This window comes from Paenibacillus sp. J31R120 (assembly GCF_056269225.1).
The window spans coordinates 1243115-1262201 of the sequence record NZ_JBWDNN010000002.1 but is presented as its reverse complement, the minus strand read 5'-3'; the positions used below and the strand labels follow the sequence as shown (position 1 = coordinate 1262201).

At 51.2% G+C, this 19087-nt stretch carries 14 protein-coding genes; all 14 read right to left on the bottom strand.

The window, feature by feature from the left end; all coding sequences use genetic code 11:
* Nucleotides 1-46: 46 nt before the first annotated feature.
* Nucleotides 47-1153 carry a substrate-binding domain-containing protein gene (locus tag AC0YNW_RS11900; protein ID WP_475832124.1) on the bottom strand — a complete coding sequence of 369 codons (1107 nt, stop codon included), beginning with the start codon at nt 1151-1153 and terminating at the stop codon, nt 47-49.
* 70 nt (nt 1154-1223) lie between these two features.
* Nucleotides 1224-1985, bottom strand: a complete 762-nt coding sequence (locus tag AC0YNW_RS11895) for an SDR family NAD(P)-dependent oxidoreductase (protein WP_475832123.1) — start codon at nt 1983-1985, stop codon at nt 1224-1226.
* Between the two features lie 180 nt (nt 1986-2165).
* Entirely contained in the window at nt 2166-3038 is an 873-nt protein-coding gene (locus tag AC0YNW_RS11890; protein WP_120108980.1) for an ABC transporter ATP-binding protein, read from the bottom strand.
* 3 nt (nt 3039-3041) lie between these two features.
* On the bottom strand, nt 3042-5915 hold the full coding sequence (locus AC0YNW_RS11885; protein WP_475832122.1) for an ABC transporter permease: 2874 nt from the start codon (nt 5913-5915) through the stop codon (nt 3042-3044).
* A gap of 78 nt (nt 5916-5993) precedes the next feature.
* Nucleotides 5994-7022: an efflux RND transporter periplasmic adaptor subunit gene (locus AC0YNW_RS11880; protein WP_387469195.1), complete on the bottom strand. Its 1029-nt coding sequence runs from the start codon at nt 7020-7022 to the stop codon at nt 5994-5996.
* Nucleotides 6997-7689 carry an ABC transporter ATP-binding protein gene (locus AC0YNW_RS11875; RefSeq protein WP_475832121.1) on the bottom strand — a complete coding sequence of 231 codons (693 nt, stop codon included), beginning with the start codon at nt 7687-7689 and terminating at the stop codon, nt 6997-6999. The genes AC0YNW_RS11880 and AC0YNW_RS11875 overlap by 26 nt, the downstream gene beginning before the upstream one ends.
* A gap of 400 nt (nt 7690-8089) precedes the next feature.
* Nucleotides 8090-9922 (bottom strand): ABC transporter ATP-binding protein, encoded by a 1833-nt coding sequence (locus AC0YNW_RS11870; protein ID WP_475832120.1) that lies wholly within the window; start codon nt 9920-9922, stop codon nt 8090-8092.
* 2 nt (nt 9923-9924) lie between these two features.
* Nucleotides 9925-10716 (bottom strand): PadR family transcriptional regulator, encoded by a 792-nt coding sequence (locus AC0YNW_RS11865; RefSeq protein ID WP_475832119.1) that lies wholly within the window; start codon nt 10714-10716, stop codon nt 9925-9927.
* A gap of 413 nt (nt 10717-11129) precedes the next feature.
* Nucleotides 11130-12062 carry an AEC family transporter gene (locus AC0YNW_RS11860; protein ID WP_475832118.1) on the bottom strand — a complete coding sequence of 311 codons (933 nt, stop codon included), beginning with the start codon at nt 12060-12062 and terminating at the stop codon, nt 11130-11132.
* A gap of 189 nt (nt 12063-12251) precedes the next feature.
* Nucleotides 12252-12434: a YezD family protein gene (locus tag AC0YNW_RS11855; protein ID WP_475832117.1), complete on the bottom strand. Its 183-nt coding sequence runs from the start codon at nt 12432-12434 to the stop codon at nt 12252-12254.
* Between the two features lie 332 nt (nt 12435-12766).
* Complete coding sequence (locus AC0YNW_RS11850; protein ID WP_475832116.1) at nt 12767-14257, bottom strand: methyl-accepting chemotaxis protein; 1491 nt, start codon at nt 14255-14257, stop codon at nt 12767-12769.
* Nucleotides 14254-14826 (bottom strand): GNAT family N-acetyltransferase, encoded by a 573-nt coding sequence (locus AC0YNW_RS11845; RefSeq protein WP_475832115.1) that lies wholly within the window; start codon nt 14824-14826, stop codon nt 14254-14256. The genes AC0YNW_RS11850 and AC0YNW_RS11845 overlap by 4 nt, the downstream gene beginning before the upstream one ends.
* 573 nt (nt 14827-15399) lie before the next feature.
* Entirely contained in the window at nt 15400-17286 is a 1887-nt protein-coding gene (locus tag AC0YNW_RS11840) for an ABC transporter ATP-binding protein (RefSeq protein ID WP_475832114.1), read from the bottom strand.
* Nucleotides 17283-19013 (bottom strand): ABC transporter ATP-binding protein, encoded by a 1731-nt coding sequence (locus tag AC0YNW_RS11835; RefSeq protein WP_475832113.1) that lies wholly within the window; start codon nt 19011-19013, stop codon nt 17283-17285. Before AC0YNW_RS11835 ends, AC0YNW_RS11840 begins: the two co-directional genes overlap by 4 nt.
* Between the last annotated feature and the right edge of the window lie 74 nt (nt 19014-19087).

Here is a 19087-nt window from a genome sequence, read left to right as displayed (position 1 = left end):
GTAAATGTGTGATTGTGCGATGCTTTTATTCAATTGTGCTCTATTGTTATGGCTTGCCCGGCAAGCGGTGTCGTTCGGCAGTCTTATCCTCGTTCACTGGATAAGTCGTCCCGCGGTACAGCAAATCGCAGGTTAGCATAATTTTTTCCAGTGGTTCGTTTTTGTTTGCAATTCGGCCGAACAGCCGCTCTACCGCTTTTTTCCCCAACGCTTCCTTGGGCACATGCGCAGTCGTCAGCGGCGGATCGCTACGATAGGCATCCTCAATATTATCGTAGCCTGTGACCGAGATGTTCTCTGGCACAGATAGACCAAGCTCCGCAAGCGCTTGTATCGCCCCGATGGCAATCCGGTCATTAGCGCATACCAGTGCTGTCGGCAAGTCATTCCGGCTCATGCTTTCAATAGCCCATTGCTTGATGGCTTCTACCAATTCAGCTTGCTCCAGCCCATCTAGAGACAGCAACAGATCATCCTTGGCCAGCTTCCTCGCCTCTGGCAGACGTTCCTCCAGCGCGGAGCGGAAGCCAAGGAAGCGATCCAGAAAGCTGCGTGAATACGTCACGTTTCCAATGAAGATCATTCTCCGATGTCCCATGCCAATTAGATGCTTCGTAAGCCGGTAGACGCTTTCGTAGTTGTTGGCAAACACCGTATCCGTCGGAATTAGCGCATCTTCATGATCCACCAGCACCATCGGCAGGCCGATCCGATGCACTTCCAGCAGCAGGGAGGTCGATATCTCGCCTACGCCGATTAAGCCCAAGATTCCGCTTGGATTGAGTATATCGACGAAATGCTCCACGCTCTGCTCCGACACGATAATCATACCGTAACCGTCCTGTTCCAGTCTGGACGAGATACCATCCATGACTCGTCCCCAATATAGCGATTCTTTCGTCTGGAACCGGATATTCGGCATCAGCAGCAGTACCGACTGGCGGTTTTTGGACGGATCTGCTGTCGGCTCCGTCTTCGCAGCAAGCATATACGCATGCTTCTGTGTGAAATATCCCAGTTGGGCAGCCGCCGCAATAACGCGCTCTCTCGTAGCCTCGCTTACGCCTCCCTTGCCAGAAAGCGTCTTCGATACGACGAATTTCGATACGCCCACCGAATCGGCAATCTGCTGCATCGTAATTTTGTTGGACACGGCTTGTTCACCCCACTTTCGACTTTGTTACGCTTTGTTCAAGTGCCGTAATTCGACTTCTCATCAAAGATTAGATCGCAGGCATCACATTGCCGCCATTTACTGGAATGTACGCCCCTGTAATAAAACTGGACAAGTCCGATGCCAGGAAGGCTACTGCATTCGCAATTTCCTGATCTGTCCCTCTCCGCTTCAGCGGCACGCTGCTGCTGTACGCCTCGTTAATCTCGCTATGGTTATCCCTGTCCCGATCGCTAATCGTCCAGCCGGGCGCAATTTGGTTAACAGTAATTTGGTGCTCTCCTACTTCCTTCGCAAGTACTCGATAAAGTCCGTCCATTCCCCGCTTGCCGGCTGTGTACGCGGACTGTGTCGCGAAGTTCTGCATCGCACATTCGGTATTGATGCCGATCAGCCTACCATATCCGGATTCCTTCATCGCCGGGAGGAATGCTTTTGCCAGAAAGACGCTTTGGAGCACGCAGGATTCGAATTGGCTGATGTAATCGGCAGCAGGCTGCTCCAGAACGGTCGTCCATTGATATTGAACAACTGCATTGGCTACTACAATATCGATTGCGCCAAGGTTTGCGGTTATGTCTTCTTTCATACGGAGCACATCGTCTTCACGAGTGACGTCCGCTTGCACCGCAATCGCGCGTCTGCCCTTTATCTCGATCTCTGCCTTTAGCTCGACAGCTTTCCGTTCATTCGAGTGGTAATGAATGGCGATATTCGCTCCGCAGTCAGCCAGCGTGCGAGCCATAACTCGCCCAAGATCCCCCGTTGCACCTGTTATCAGCACATTTTTGCCGCCCAATTCGATCTTCATATCCGATGCTCTCCTCGTCTTAACGTATTGGTTAGATTTGTTATATAGCTTATTATCGATCACACTAACAAATTGTCAATAAGTTATCACCGAAGGAACGGAGAAAAAAAAGCTTATTCGCCGCAGAATGCCAGCTCTGCATGCAGCCTGACTTCTAATGTCGAATAAGCTTCGTTGATATTACTCCTTGTCTTCAGGAGGAAGAATGACGATCTTGCCTTCATTCATCTCCACTCTTACTTTATTGCTATTCTTCAGACCGATCGTCTCCAGATAAGCTGCCGGTACCTGAAGTCTTCCCGCCTTGTCCAGAATCGCATATTCGACATGCGAGCTTCCTTCCAGCTCCAGCTCTGCAAGCTCCTCCGCATATGATCGCTTGCGCAGCATTTCCGAGGAAATCTTCCCGTCCCGAATCGCAGCTACCCGATCTACCTTCTTCGCCAGCTCCGGATCATGCGTGACAATAACAATCGTAATGCCGATGGACCGGTTCAACTCACGGAACAAATCCAGAATTTGATTCGACATCTTCGAATCGACGGAGCCCGTCGGCTCATCCGCAAGCAGCAGCTTGGGATGATTCGCAAGAGCGATCGCAATCGCTACGCGCTGCTGCTCGCCGCCGGAGAGCTGGTACAGCTTGTTGTTCGCCCGATGGCTCAGCCCTACCGCCTCCAGCAGCTCCTTCGCCCGATAGCGCTTGCGGCTGCCTGTCAGAAGAATGGGCAGCTCGACATTCTCTTGCGCGGTCAGATACGGAATCAGGTTGCGCGCGTTATTCTGCCAGACGAACCCTACGCTCTGGCGCTTGTAGCGCACCAAATCCCGCTCCTTGAACTTCAGCATATCCTTGCCGTCGACAATCAGCTTGCCTGCGGTCGGCCGGTCCAAGCCTCCAAGCATATTCAGCAGCGTCGACTTGCCGCTTCCGCTATTGCCGATAATCGCCATCAGCTCGCCGGATTCGATCTGGAGATCCAGGCCCTGCAGCGCAAACACTTCCAGGTCCGCCGTTTTATATATTTTCACAAGTCCTTCGCAATGGATCATCGCTTAATCCTCCCCGAGTTTCAGAGCCTGATGGATGCGGAGTCTGGACAGCATGTATGCCAGAATGCCGATGCCTATAGTGAGCATCATGCCTACCATCCAATAGATGCGCACCATGTCGCCCGGATCAATCTGCACGAGGAACGGCGGCACGAGGCTGCTTGGATTAAATACGATCTGGAAGTTCGGCACATATAGCATGCTCGCCAGGTTGCCGACGACGATGCCGAGCAAGACGGCAACGCCGGATGTAAGCACCTGCTCGACTGCCAGCATAGCGATCAGATTGCCTACCGATAATCCAATGGCTCTCAATATGCCGTTCTGCAGCGTCCGGCCGCGCAGCGACAATACCCAGTAAAGCAGGAAGCCGATAAAGCTGACCAGCAAAGAAATGACGAAGCCAAGCGTCAGAATACCGTTAAGCGCCAGCAGGAACGGATCATTTTTGGCAAGAATCAAATCCTCTTTTGTATTGGTAATTTTGCTGACTGCCAGCTTGCTCTCTTCAATGCCCTTGTACAGCTCCGCAGTCGTAGCGTCAGGCTTCAGCTTAAGCCATACTTGATACGGCTCCATTGCCAGCTGCAGCTGAATGCGGGACAGGTGGCCGACAATCAGCATCGGAGCTCTATTCGTGCCTACAGGAACAATGCTTGCTGTCGGCATAGGATTAAAGGTCGGGAAGTAATCGATGACTCCGAATACACGGAAAGGCTGCTGGGTTACGCCCTCCCAGCCAATCCAGATCGTATCCCCCGCCTTGACTTTCTTCTGCTCGGCAAGCGTGCTTGAAATGAGGACCGCGTCCGATTCAGCCGCCATCAGATTCAAATAATCATTAAGCGGATAATCCATCAGTGAGTCACGGAACCAGGTGGTCATGCCGAATTGATCCGTCTCGATTCCCATTAGCGTCACTTCAGCCGTATCTTTGTTGAACGTATAAAAAGCCTTTTCTTTTGTAAATACCTTCGCTCCATTCTCCACGCCAGGCAAATTCAGGAACGGCTCGAATGGCGGCTCCAGGTAGTTGACGCGCTTAGGCACCGAGGTGGTGTCTCCGCCGCCACCCGGACCGCCGCCAATCGTCGGAGGAGGCGGCGCGTCATTGATCCAGTTCACGTTCAGTATCATATCTGCCCCGTTGCCATATTGAATCCGATCCTCGGAGTTCAAGTTGATTGTTCTTGCCGCTGAAGCGCTGAATACGCCCGTTGCAATCGTCATGATCAAGAAGATCATCAGAAATTGATATTGGCTGCTGGAGCGGCCTACCTGAATCAAAGTGGCATAGATCGACGGAGGCCACCATTTCTTGCCGATCCAGTAAACCAGCCTAAGCACCCATGGGTACAGTCGCAATAGCAGTAAGCCGCTGCCCATTATGAACAAGGCAGGCACAATGAATTGAAGCGGATCAATATTCAGATCCGTGGTGCTGAGTCCCAGCGATTGCAAGTCCTTCAACCGGGTCTTGAAGGTATACAGACCATATATCGCAAGTCCCAGTGCGATCACATCCAGAAACAGCTTATGCCAGATCGGCGTCTTCACAAGCCTTGCCATCTGCTGCTTATGATCGACAATGGAGACCCGTGTCGCAAGAATAATGGGAATAAGGATAATAATCAGACATGCCCCTGCTGCAATAGCGCCGTACAAGTAGGATTGTTCCGTAATCCGGATCGGCAGATTGACACGCTGAACAAATTCCATAAAGCCGTTGGACGCCCCCAATATTCGGGTGAGCCCTCCTCCCAGGAACGGGCCGACCAGAAGCGCAATGCCGCATAACATAAGCCCCTCTACGAAGTAAGCCGCAATGACCTGCCATCTTGCTGCGCCCCGGCTTCGCAGGACGGCGATTTCGCTCTTCTGCCTGCTCGCGATCAGGTTGGATACCATGAACATATAGAATGCTAGCATGATAAGTACAGGGACGTTCAGCGCCCACATGAGCAAATTCAAATTAGCAGCCCGGTACAGGTAATAATCGATCGTATCATGCGCGACCGCGTCCACCTTCATCTGATAAAGCGAGACGTTTCGCAGAAGCGCCTGACGCATCTTTTCATACGTGTCCAGATAGGCGTTTACATGCATAAACTCCATTTTGGTATAATCCATAACGAGATACCAGCCGGCGCTCGTAATCGGTATGCTCTGGTCACGCAGCATAAGCTGCTTGCCCGTCTCGAACGGTAGAATCAAGCTGGTGCTCATATCGCTCAGGTTGCCGTAGCGGAAGTAAGGATCATCGTCCTCCAGCTTCTCGAAGACGCCAACGGGCTTGAACTTGATAGGAGCCGGCATCTTGTCGCTATGTACCATGAACTCGGTATTCAGCACCGTCTTGAACTGAACGAGCGCGCGCTCGGTTACCAGCACCTCGTATACGCCGTCAACGGGGGTTGCCGAAGGCATCTTGCCGTCCTTCAGCTTAATATGCTTCTCCAGATCGCTGAATCCTTTGACCGTGACCGCCTGCGAATTCCGGTCGGTGATCTCCTCGGGATCATCCGCCCGCTTCATTCGGAGCGAGGTAGACGCCACATCGTTCACCAATTCCTGCACAGGGAGCTGGAAGCCAGGCGCTCCTTCCGTCTTGATGAAGGTGTCGTAGCGCTCGAACATCCCGTTGAAGCGATCCGGCTTGTCTGTGAAGCTCATCGTGGAATAGACGGCGCCCGGGTATTGATTGGACACTTCCTGCCAGCGCTCCAAATCCTTCTTAAGCATGCGAGACAATATGCCTTCCGAATAGATCGGCATGCTGCTGACAAGCGCCACGGACATGAGAATGCCGATGAGCAAGCTGAAAACAAGCCATTTGTTCTGTACCATTTTGCGGATAATCATAACAAACAAAGCCATGCAACTAACCTCCCAGGTCCAAAGGCATTACAACAAACAGCTGAACGAGTCCGTCGTCCCGCGCATCATTCCTATCTATTACTGGAGCACGATCAACTGGCCTTCCTCAAGACCCTTCGTAATTTCTACTTCGGTCGAACCCACAATTCCCTGCTCGACATCGACCTCGCGTATTTTGTCCCCTTCTTCCAGAATGCGCACGAAGGTTCGGCCCAAGTAATTGCGCAAGCCGCTGCGAGGGATAAGCAGCACGCCCTCCTTCTCCTGAAGACGAATCGTCACATCCGATTTCGTGCCGATTGTAGCCGACTCCGGAAGCGCGTCTGTCTCGACGTACACATGCGTGCTATAACGGGATCGCAGAATCTCATCATCCGTCTGCGGTGCGCTGCTTGGCGTCTGCGTAACTTTGCCCTCAACAAGCTCCGTTCCGAATTTCAACGAAGCATTGAAGCCCACGGTAACCTTCATCGCATCGGAAGACGTATCGATCTGGAATGATACGCGGAGCTTGGAAGGATCGGATATCATGACGATGGTCTCGTAAGGCTTGACGACATCGCCTTCCACGATCGGCGCGACAAATGTAACCCTTCCGTTCATTGTCGCAACCAATTGCTTGTTGCTATACGACTCTTGCAGCCGGTTGTATTTGATCTGGTCAATCTCGTATTGAAGCTGCGCAATGCGCAGTCCTTCTTCGTCCTCCGCAAGCTTGGCTTCCCGAAGCTTCTTCCGGGATACGAGCATATTCATCTCAAGCGTACGCAAATTGACATCCATATCGCCCACGTCCAACTGGACAAGCGGATCGCCCTTCTTCACATCGTCCCCGGCCCTGACGAACACTTCCTTGACGCGGCCGCCTTCGGCTGTAAATTCAACGGCGTCGGAGAAATAAGATTCCAGCGTGCCGTTGCCCTTCACTTCTTGAGCGATCGCTCCCTTTACGACAGGCGTCGTACGGTAGTTCTCTTGCGGCGGTTTAACAAGCGGCGGCTTAAGCGGCTCCTCCTCCGCAGGAAGCAACGAACAGCCGGATAACGCGATTACGATTATAAGTGCCAGGAATGCTTTGGATTTAAGTCGGAACCACAATTTGTCCATCCTCCAATTCATACACATGATCAACAATCTCCATAATAGCAGGATCGTGGGTGGTCATGATGATCGTCATCCCCGCTGTCTCCACCAGGTTGCGGAATACTTTCATAATTTGCAGCCCTGTTCGGCTGTCGAGCTCGGCAGTCGGCTCATCTGCCAGAAGCAGGCTTGGCTTATGCGCAATAGCCCGGGCAATAGCTGTCCGCTGCTGCTCGCCCCCCGACATCTCGAATGGGCGATGGTGCATCCGTGGAGTCAGTCCCACATGGTCTAGCGCCGCTATGGCAGCCGACTTCCTCTCCGAGGCGGGATAACCCGATACCCGGAGGACAAATTCTACGTTTTCATAAGCCGACATTAAGGGAATTAATGCAAAGGATTGAAAGATTAGCCCCATTCTCGTACGCCTAATAGTATCCCGTTCCCGATTCGATAGAGAAGACAGCTCCTTTCCCTCGAACAATATGGAGCCGTCGCTTGGACGGTCCAGTGCGCTTAGCAGATTAATCAGCGTTGTTTTGCCAGAGCCCGATCTCCCTTTAAATGCGATAAGACTCCCTGAGGGAATCTGCAGATTGACACCCTTTAGCACATGAACAGCTCCTGAGCCTCTCCCGAAAGTTCGTTTGATACCGCTAGCTGCAATGATGTCCGATGATGCTGGCTCCATCGCTTTCGCCTCCATCTCTCGTTAAAAACGTTTACATTAACCTTTTCCTACCATTCTACCTTTCCATACTTGGGAGTACAAGTGATTTTATAGCAACTTATTAGCATAAATACACTAACAGGAAAACCTCCATAAGTATAAAAAATCGTCCAAAATTATCAATTTCCAATCCCTTCTTTTTCGCTTTTTGAACGCCGCTTTTATATTCGTCTACCCTGCGCCATATTTGTGTGTCATTTTCCTTCTTTCAGGAGCTAATCACAATACGTTCGTTATTGCCTGAGAGCTAACAGGCTAACGGTTTTGATCCTACGATACTGTCATTGCATAAAAAAGAGACTCCCAGCCTGCCTGTTCGCATGGTCTGAAAGCCTCTATTTCCTACATTAAAGAGAAATGATTATGGCATATTCGCTACCGGAAACTGCATGTCATAGAGCTCGCTGTATCTGCCGCCTCTCTCCAGCAGAGAGGCATGGGTGCCATGCTCCTCGATGCGACCATTCTCCAGCACATAGATCCTGTCGGCTTGTTGAATGGTGGACAGACGATGGGCAATGACGAGGCATGTTCGATCTCGGAGCAGCTCCGCCAGCGCGGTCTGGATCATTTGCTCCGATTCCGTATCCAGGGAGGCTGTTGCTTCGTCTAAAATAATCATTTTCGGATTTTTTAGCAGAGCTCTCGCAATAGACAATCGCTGCTTCTGGCCGCCGGACAGCTTCACGCCTCGTTCGCCTATTTGCGTATCGTAGCCATCCTTGAAGCTCTCGATAAATTCAGCAGCATGGGCAGCCCTGGCAGCAGCCATTACCGCTTCTTCCGTCGCATTCTGATTGCCGTAGCGGATATTTTCTCCTATCGATCCGTTGAACAGTACGATATCCTGCGTGACGATACCGATCTGCTCCCTTAAGGAGTCCAGCGACACATCGCGTACATCGTGTCCGTCGATCGTAATACTCCCCTCGCCTACCTCATAGAATCTGGTGATCAGATGAGCGATCGTCGTTTTGCCCGAACCGGATGAGCCTACCAGTGCTGTCACTTCGCCCGGCTTCAGCTCCAAATCGAAGCCGCTCAGTACCTCGTCCTCCTGGTTGCCCGAATAGGAAAAGGTCACATCATGGAACTGAATATGGCCTTTCATGGAAGGCAGCACGACTGCGCCGGGTTTGTCTGTAATCTCCGGCTCCGTGTTCATAACTTCAACGATACGTTCATATGCGGCAGCCGCTTGCTGAATGGAATTGAGAATACGGCTGAAATGGCGAATAGGGTTTTGCAGCAGACGAAGATACGCAATAAAAGCAACGATCGTACCGACAGTCATCGATCCTCTCATCGCCAGCCACGCGCCGAATACGAGCACGATAGCGAGGCCTACAAAATTAATAAAATCAATGATAGGCTCATATGCCGCACGCAAGCGGGTCACTTGCACGTTCGCATCCATATTGCGCTTTGTCCGCTCGGAGAAACGCTCCGACTCATAGTCTTCGGCCGTGAAGGATTTGATCATGCGAATGCCCGTCAGCGTATTTTGGAGATGATCGCTTACATCCGCGAGCGACTCCTGAACCTTGCGGAACGACGAACGGATGCGCTTGCCGAATACGCGGGTCGTCAAAATCATGAATGGAAACGTCGCAAGCAGCATTAAGGTTAGCTTCCAATCGATCAACATCATATAGACGGCAATAGCGGTAAAGGTAAACACGTCTGTAAACAATTGCATCATGCTAGATGAAATCAGCTGCTGCAGCACGCTGACATCATTCGTTACTCTCGACATAAGATCGCCGGTCCGATTACGGTCATAGTAGGCCACATCCAGCTTCTGCAAATGCCGATACAGATCGTTGCGCAGACGGTACAGCACTTTTTGACCAATTGCAGCCATAACCGATGTGCTCAAGTAACGCAGAATGCCGAGCGAGATCGCCGCTACGATAATACCGGCACCGATATAAAACAATTGGCTGAACAGCTTCTGATCAATGACTGTATCAATCGTATATTTGGTCAGCTGCGGCACGACGAACTCAAGCAGCGATATGAGTATGATGCATGTCAGTGCGGTAACTAGCGCCTTCCATTCGGTGCGGGCATGCTCGAAAACCCGCATAAACATCGCAAAAATGCTCGCCGGTTTCACCTTTTCCCCAGTGCCGAACTTACGAGCCACCATGCCTCCTCTGGCAGGACTTTGGTAACCTTTTTCTCCCATCATGCTCACTTGCCCTCCGTCAGTCCGCGTAAAGCGTCCCTTAATTCGCTCAATATCTCGCGAAGCCGTTCCGCTTTAGCCTGATCGCCCATCGCCGCCCGCTCTGCCGCCTTCAGCTGATGAAACAGCTCTTTCCCGGCGGGAGTCAGCCTGCGATTGCGGCCTTTGCCTTGCTCCACATCATGCTCACCCCGCGAAAATTCCGAAGCCGCGTAACCGCGATCTCCCCGCTCGAATCCGCGCCTGTCGTGCCTGCCGTGTCCGGCATAATCATGGTGCCTTCCCCGCGGATGATATACGTCCCCGCCACGGTTATAGCGACCACCCCCTCGGCCACGCCTGGACCATTCATCTTCTGTGGATGCAGGGCTGGTTGTTGTTTCTGAACATTGCTCATCATCCGATGAGGGATGAGGGAACGTTCTTAGGCGATGATCGTTGTCCGCAGATGCGTCCATACGTTCTTCACGTTCCTGTTGCAGGAACGATCTTCCGTCTTCCGTTATTTCAAATATCTTTTTCCCCGCCTCCTTCTTGGAGGAGACAAGTCCTTGATCGCTTAACAGTTGGAGCGTTGGATATATGGTGCCTGCTGACGGTTTATACGTGCCCGCTGATTGCTCCTCCAAATGTTTGATCATTTGATAACCATGCATAGGCTCAATCATCAACAGTTCCAGCAGCGCGTATTTCACACCGCCTCTCGAAAAAAACCTTCTGCCGGATGAGCTCCACTCTCTACCTTCTTCACGGTGTAAAAACAGTTGCTCGTTTTCGTTCCATCCCTTTTCCGTCACGTACATCATCCTTTTACGATATATCGTATTGTCTTATCGATATTCTATACGATATATCGTTAACTAGCAATATTACAGTTGAACGACACATTTGATGGTACGACTGCCCTTTCAAGAAGGCGAAAAAAAGAGCACGTATCCGGTAAGATACGCGCTGTTTGGGTGTGTCTATAAGAGAAGCTCTTAAGCCGAGTTTCTCGGCTTAGAGCTTCGTTTCGGACGCAGCAGGCTCTTCCAAGCCGATTTTCTCGGCTTAGAGCTTCATTGCGGACGCCGCAGGCTCTTCCAAGCCGAGTTTCTCGGCTTAGAGCTTCGTTTCGGACGACGCGGGCTCTTCCAAGCCGATTTTCTCGGCTTAGAGCTTCATTTCGGACGACGCGGGCTCTTCTAAGCCGAGTTTCTCGGCTTAGAAACTACACCTCAATCCGCAGGAAGAAGATGACCGCTGTAACCGTGAAGATGCTGATGAGGGTGGAGACAAATATCGTTTGGGAAGCAAATTCCTTCTCATTGTCGAACTCCACCGCGAGCAGTACGCTGCTAAGTGAGGTCGGCACTGCAGAGGAGACGATTAGAGCGGCAGCCGTCAGCTTGTCCAATCCCATGAGCCATACGATCAGCCACGCAAGGGCCGGCCCCGCGATAAGCCTGAGAAAACCGGACAAGCCGACATCGATCATATGCGGGCGGCTAATTCGCCACTTCATGCTGCCAAGCTGAACGCCAAGCGTAATGAGTGCCGTTCCGATAAAGGCATCTGCCAAGTAACCGATTGGCGTCGCAATCGGCTGCGGAATAGGTACGTCAAAGCCGCGCAGCAGAAAGGCGAGCGGTATGACGTAAATGACTGGCATCGACAGAATGGTCTTCCATACCTGCCGAATATCCATCTTATGAGCATTGACGCTGTATACGCCATATGTATTAGGTACCAGCGATTGCGTCATCATGATCAGCACTTGGATCGCCAGCGTCTCCTTGCTGCCCGCGAAAGCCAATTGGTTCAGCGGCACACCATAGTTGGCGCTATTATAGAACAATACGCTGTTGCGCATCGCACTCTTCATACTCGGCTCATATCTCCTCGCCCGAACAACCGTCTCTACCAATAGGTATTGCCCAGCCATAAAGATGACGAAAAACAGCATCACCTGGCCAATTACACTAACCGAAATAGACGTCCGATAGATAAGATCGAACATAATAGCAGGTGAAAACAAATAGAAATTAAGCTTCGAAAGCGTCTTGATATCCAATGAAAAAGCCCGCTGCAACACCATACCAAGCGCGACCATGATCCCCATTGGCAACACGTTTGTCACTAAGATGTGTAAAAAAATGCTCATGGCTGAATCCTGCTACTTTCCGATTGAAGTTACGCAAATAATACGCTGGTTCTTATTCTAAACCCGACCAGCTCTCTCGTAAAGGAGCAGATGTCTCACATGCAGACATGATCCTGCCTATCAAACCTTGATTCGCCTATGTCCTCAGCACGAATAACCTATATTCCTTAACAGTCGTTCCCCTCCTGTCTACCTCTTCCTCTGAGCGCCCTCTCTCGATTTCAGAACATCGAATCGACTCCGCTCTGTCCGGTCAATTTGTACGATCTGTCCGTCATGAACCGTAATCTGCACCGTGCCATAAGCCAGCCCTTGCACCTGTCCGATAATTCGTTTCAACCATATGTCATTCACTTCCACCGTACGTCCCATCCCCATCATCCTCTCACAACATGTATACTTACTTGAAACTAAATGACTGTACCGTGAGCCCAACCTCCTGCTAGCTCGATAAATGCAATATCCGATGGCGCTCTTACTCTGCAAATGAACCAGTCGCTGCCACAACAAAAAAGATGCATATCCTCCTTGCCAGATGATGCGCGCTGCACATTCATCTAAGCAAAAAAAACATACATCTCCATTGGAATGGTCAACGCTTTTATATAACCCATAAAACCAAGTGTTTTAGTTCGATTTATTGGCTTTATCTTAGCATCGCCACTATTCATTGTCAACAAATTGGTCAGGAACTGGTCCTTCGTTTAACGCGATGGATTACCTTCAGACAGATGCTTCAGGCCGGACACCAGCTCGTCCAACCGGATATATTCCTGCACCATCTTGGCAATCTTGATATGCTGTGTCTCCATACTCGCCATCACTTCTTCGACCGAAGCCATGTTCTGCTGCGTCGTCGCCGCGATGCTGTTGATTTCCTGCGCCATCGTTCCGTACCGCTCGTTCAGCTTTTCGGCAAATTCACCGACATGCATCGCCTGCTCGCCCGTACGTTTCGCATTATCGTTCATGCCTTCGAACAGCTCGCGCGCCTGACGCGTCACTTCACTGCTCTTGATGACTGTCGTCTGTTCCTGCTCCACATGCATATACACATCATTGATCTGCTTGCGGATAGAGGAGAGAATGCCGCTGATTTCATTGGTCGATCTTCGGGAATGATCCGCCAGCTTGCGCACCTCACCGGAAACGACCGCAAAACCTCTGCCGTGCTCTCCCGCTCTGGCCGCCTCAATTGCAGCATTCAGCGCCAGCAAATTCGTCTGCTCCGCAATATCGCTGATCGTGTCTACGATGCTTGTGACCTGCTCGTTCTGGTGCTGGAGCGATTGCATCATGGCGACGGTTCCCGCAATCATGTTGCGAAGCTCTTCCATCTCCGTTGCCAGGACATCCATCTGCTCCTTATTTTCTTCTGCAAGATGAACATTTTCCTTCGAATAAGTGCGAAGAAGAGTCGCGCCTTCCAGCATACGCCGTATACCTTGTTCGATCTGCTGCGCGGAGTCATTAATCGTAAGCACGCTTCCGGTCTGCTTTTCGATAGCCGTCGTCATTTCACCGAAGGTGCCTGTTACTTCGCGGGAAATCACACCGGTAGAATGAGCATGCTCCTGCTGCTCGCGGCTGAATTCCGTAAGCACACCGATAGAATTGCGCAGCTGTACAAGAAGTTCCTCGGCAAGCTCCTTCGACGTCAGCGCTTCACGCTGGCGCTCCGTCACTTCCCGTTGCAGACGCTGGCTGAAGTGTGCAGAGAAAGCAAGGCCGATCGTTGCGAAAGCCAAATACAAATAGAGATAAGCCAGCGACTCTCCCGGGAATAGACGCTCCTGATATTCAGGAACGATGAACAAATATGTACTTAACCCCGCCCCTAGAATTCCGGTGAAAATAATCGGTTTATAATCCGAATAAAGTGTCATAATCGCCAAGTTGACGTATACAAGAAAATACGTGCTCACGATCGGTGCAGGATCGGATACGATAAGCAGCGTTACGATGATTGTCAAATTACAAGGCACTAAATATTTTACATACTGGCTGCCAATCTTCTTATAAGTCATAAGCGTAGCCGCGCCGCACAGCACTGCGCCTACACCTGCAAGCAACAAAATTAGCTCCAAGCTCAAACCTATGACGATGTCGGTCAATATGCCAAGTCCGAGCAATCCCCATACGACTTTGACCAGGAGCCTGTTCCTCTTGTCCAACTCCGTTAACCCCTCAATCATCTAACATTCACCCGTTCCTCAAAAGTTAATAGCGTAGGATAACTTAGCCAATCATAATTTTCCTTATGGCGGTATATTTCCTCCATATGAAACAATACAGGAATGACATGGTCGCCTTTATAAAATACTTTCTCTCCTACTTTCTCTAGCGGCACCTTAAATGTAATTCTAAGCGCACGAAGAAAAACCGGCTCCAGCAAGGAGACGAAATATTTCATCCCTCTCTTCTCTGCACAGTATACGGCGGCCGACAGGATGTCCGACAGCATCGTTCCTTTGCTTCTGCACATCTTCAGCAATGCGATCTTGTCAATCTCCGCCACTGCTCCAGCTGCTGATTGCACCTTTGGATGGTCATGGAAAGGCGCGACTTCATTAATGGGACTTAGAGTGATGTCGTACGGTTTAATTTCAGCCGTACCTCCTCCGTATCCTTCTGTTGTCAGAATCAGATACCTGTCCAGAACGTGATCCGCAAATTCCAAATCATAGCCTTTTTCTCTCCATACGGTTGTCCATATGCCGTTAAACATAGCCAGTTCCAGCTCATTCTCCACTTCCTTAAACATGAATCCCTTAACATGCTCCTTTCCTTATTAATTCATAAATTATTGATGTAAAACAGGAATGATCTGTATATTTATCGGATTTATAGCTCCTGTTTTGAATAATTTAAAAATTAATGTTAGTAAATTCTCCAATTTCGACTTATTTACTCCCCATTGTTTTTACAGGTTCTTAATATCGGATATGACCATCCATATTGTGCGTTCGCCAGATTGCGATTAACAGGAGGCTCGGGTTGTACATAACGATAACAATCTCGTGATTTTGTGGTCAATTGTTATTTTCCGAAAGTCCGCTTGCGGGCCGCAAATATAAACGAACCAACCGAATCAGCTTCTCCTCTTAAAACCAACCTGCTTATCAGACGTATGGGTGATGCAAGGGCATTATCGCCGCTCTGGATCAATTAACGTAACGTCAATCATGACGGATGGAGTACGACTCATCATGTGAAATATCTGCTCTGGCTTGTAGTGCAATAGCAAAAGCTGCGCCGCTACGATTAGACGCAAAGAGGCCATCTTAAGCAAGCGGCATCATGCCGACAGCCAAGATGGCCTCCCGTTTCTATTCAATTAACCTGCGGTTAACTTGTTTGTCGCTGTGAACTGACTGTTGTACAGGTCGGCATAAAAGCCGCCTTGCGACAGCAGCGATTCATGCGTGCCCTGTTCGATGACAGAACCTTTGTTCATCACCAGGATGAGATCGGCGTCACGAATGGTCGACAGCCTATGCGCAATGACGAAGCTGGTCCGTCCCGCCATCAGATGCTGCATCGCTTGCTGGATTTGCAGCTCTGTACGCGTATCAACGCTGCTGGTCGCCTCATCCAGAATGAGAATCGGAGGATCTGCCAGGATTGCCCGCGCAATCGTCAGAAGCTGCTTCTGCCCTTGTGATATATTGGAGGCTTCCTCATTCAGCACGGTATCGTAACCGTCCGGCAGCGTACGGATGAAGTGGTCGGCATGGGCGGCCATTGCCGCATCGACAACCTCGGATTCCGTAGCCGAAGCGCGTCCGTACGCAATGTTGTCCCTAATCGTGCCGTTGAACAACCACGTATCCTGAAGCACCATCCCGAACAAGCTGCGGAGACTGCCCCGCTCCATCTCGCGTATATTCCGCCCATCGATCGTGATCTCGCCGCCATTCAATTCATAGAAGCGCATCAGCAGGTTGACAAGCGTCGTCTTGCCGGCGCCAGTCGGCCCCACAATAGCGACCGTCTGTCCGCTCTTAACGGCAATATCCATGTTCTCGATTAGCAAAGCGTCTTCCTTGTAGCCGAACTGAACGCCTCGGAATGCTACATCGCCTTTTGGAGAAGACAATACGACAGGTTTGGCCGGCTCCGGCAACTCCTCCTCTTCGTCGAGGAGCTCGAAGACGCGCTCAGCGGAAGCGATCGTCGATTGAATGATGTTCGCGATATTCGCCGTCTGCGTAATCGGCATCGTGAACTGGCGGGCATACTGGATGAACGCCTGAATATCGCCGACCGTAATCGTCTGGCGCGTCACCAGAATACCGCCGACTACACAGATGAACACATAACCGATATTGCCGATCAGATTCATAAGCGGCATAATGATGCCGGATATGAACTGCGCGCGCCAGCTTGATTGATAGAGACGATCATTAATGCTTTCAAATTGCTCGATCGATTGGCGCTCGCGGCCGAACGCTTTCACGATCGTATGGCCCGTATACATTTCTTCTACGTGACCGTTAAGCTCGCCCAGCTCAGCCTGCTGGCTCTTGAAATAGACCTGCGAGCGCTTGGCTACCATCGCAATCACGATAAAACTGAGCGGCAGGGTCAGCACCAGAATGAGCGTCAGCAGGGGACTGATCGTCAGCATCATAATGATGACGCCGACCAGCGTCACGACAGAAGTAATGATTTGCGTCAAGCTCTGCTGAAGAGTGTTGCTAATGTTGTCTACGTCATTGACGACGCGGCTTAATATATCTCCGTTCGACCGGGCATCAAAAAACTTGAGCGGAAGCCTTCCCAGCTTCTCGTTCACTTCATTCCGCAGCCGGTATACCACCTTTTGAGCCACGCCAGCCATCAGATATTGCTGGAAAAAAGCAAAGATCGCGCTGACGACGTAAAGTCCCGCCAATAGAGCCAGGATGAAGGCGATGGTCTCAAAATTAATCTCCGCTCCCGGAACCCCTTTCATCTTGTCCATTAGCCCGTTGAACAGCTCATCGGTCGCTTGACCCAATATTTTCGGACTGAATATCGAGAAGACCGTACTGAGGATAGCGGCGGACAAAACGAGAATCAGCTGCATCCGGAAAGGCTTCAGATATCCCGCCAGCCGCTTGAATGACGTCTTGAACTGCTTGGGCTTCTGGCCGGGCATCATACCGGGGCCGCCGGGACCGAATCCCATCGGCTTCGGTCCGCCACCGGAGCCGCCTTTGTTCTGCTTATGCTCGCTCATGCGCTCTCCTCCTCTGACAGCTGCGATGCCACGATCTCGCGGTATACCTCGCTGCTCTCCATCAGCTCCCGGTGAGTGCCGCTGCCTGTAATCCGGCCTTCGTCAAGGACGATAATCCGGTCGGCATCCATGACAGTGCTGACCCGCTGGGCGACGATCAGGACAGCCGCATCTGTCGTGACTTCCTTAAGCGCCGCCCGCAGCTTGGCATCGGTCTTGTAATCAAGCGCGGAGAAGCTGTCATCGAACAGATAGATGCTTGGCTTGCGCACCAGAGCACGAGCGATGGACAAGCGCTGTTTTTGCCCGCCGGACAGATTCGTCCCGCCCTGCGAGAGGATGGATTCGAAGCCCTCTGGCATCGACTCCACAAATTCAAGCGCCTGCGCCGTCTCCGCAGCTTGGCGGATTTCCTCATCCGTTGCATCCTCTTTGCCGTAGCGAATATTGTCCTGCACCGAACCGGAGAACAAGACTGCCTTCTGCGGTACGAGAGCGATATGCTTCCTTAACTGGTCCTGAGACAAGCTCTTAACGTCCGTTCCCCCAATTCGAACCGAACCCGCTGCCGCATCAAAAAATCTCGGAATGAGATGAATCAGCGTGCTCTTGCCCGAGCCCGTCCCGCCAATAATGGCCGTTACTTCCCCTGGCAATGCGCGAAAGCTGATATCCGACAGCGCCGAACGCTCCGCTCCCGGGTAGCTGAACGAGACGTTGTCGAATTCCACTACGCCCGAAGAATGACGAAGGGCTGTTACAGCTCCGCTTGCGTCAGTCACGGACGGCTGTAAGTCTAGCACTTCACCGATCCGGACAGCGGATGCGGATGCTCTCGGCACCATAACGAACATCATGGAGAACATCAGAAGGGAGAACATGATTTGCATCGCATATTGAATGAATGCCATAAGATCGCCCACACCCATGGCGCCGCTATCGATACGCCAGCCGCCGAACCAGACGATCGCAATCGTCGACAGATTCATAATGAGCATCATGACCGGCATCATAACCGCCATAATCTGATTCACCTTTACTGCGGTATTCATCAGATCGCGGTTCGCGTCCTCGAATCGGCCTCTTTCATGCTCCGTACGGTTGAAGGAACGGATAACGCGAATGCCCGTCAAGCCTTCGCGCAGCACCAGATTAAGCCGATCGAGCTTCTTCTGGATCGCCTTGAAATACGGCAGGCCCTTAGCCACAATGAGCCAGATTGCCCCTGCCAGCACCGGCAGGGCGACGAGCAGCACCAGCGTCAGCTGTGCATCCTTGTACAGTGCCATAATAATGCCGCCAATACACATCATTGGAGCCATGACCATCAAGCGGAGCATCATCATCAACACTTGCTGCACCTGATTAATGTCATTGGTCGTGCGCGTAATAAGCGACGCCGTCCCGATCTTGTCAAACTCATGCATAGAGAACTTCTCGACATGGGAGAACACTTTCCCCCTGACAATACGGCCAAATCCCGATGAAATGCGCGATGCATAAAGGCTCGCCAACACCGAGACGACCGTACCGATGATCGTCACTCCCATCATATAGCCGCCCATACGCCAGATGTAGGCGGTATCCCCTTCCACCACGCCGAGATTGACGATATCCGCCATCAAGGTTGGCAGGTACAGCTCCGCAAGCGACTGCAGCAGGATGAGCGCCATGACCAGTACAATGACCATGCGATAGGGCTTTAGAAAACGAAACAGCTTCAACATGCTTCCGGCTCATCTCCCTACAAAACTTTAGTTGTAAACTATTCAATAGTTTAATTATACAGATTAAGAGACCG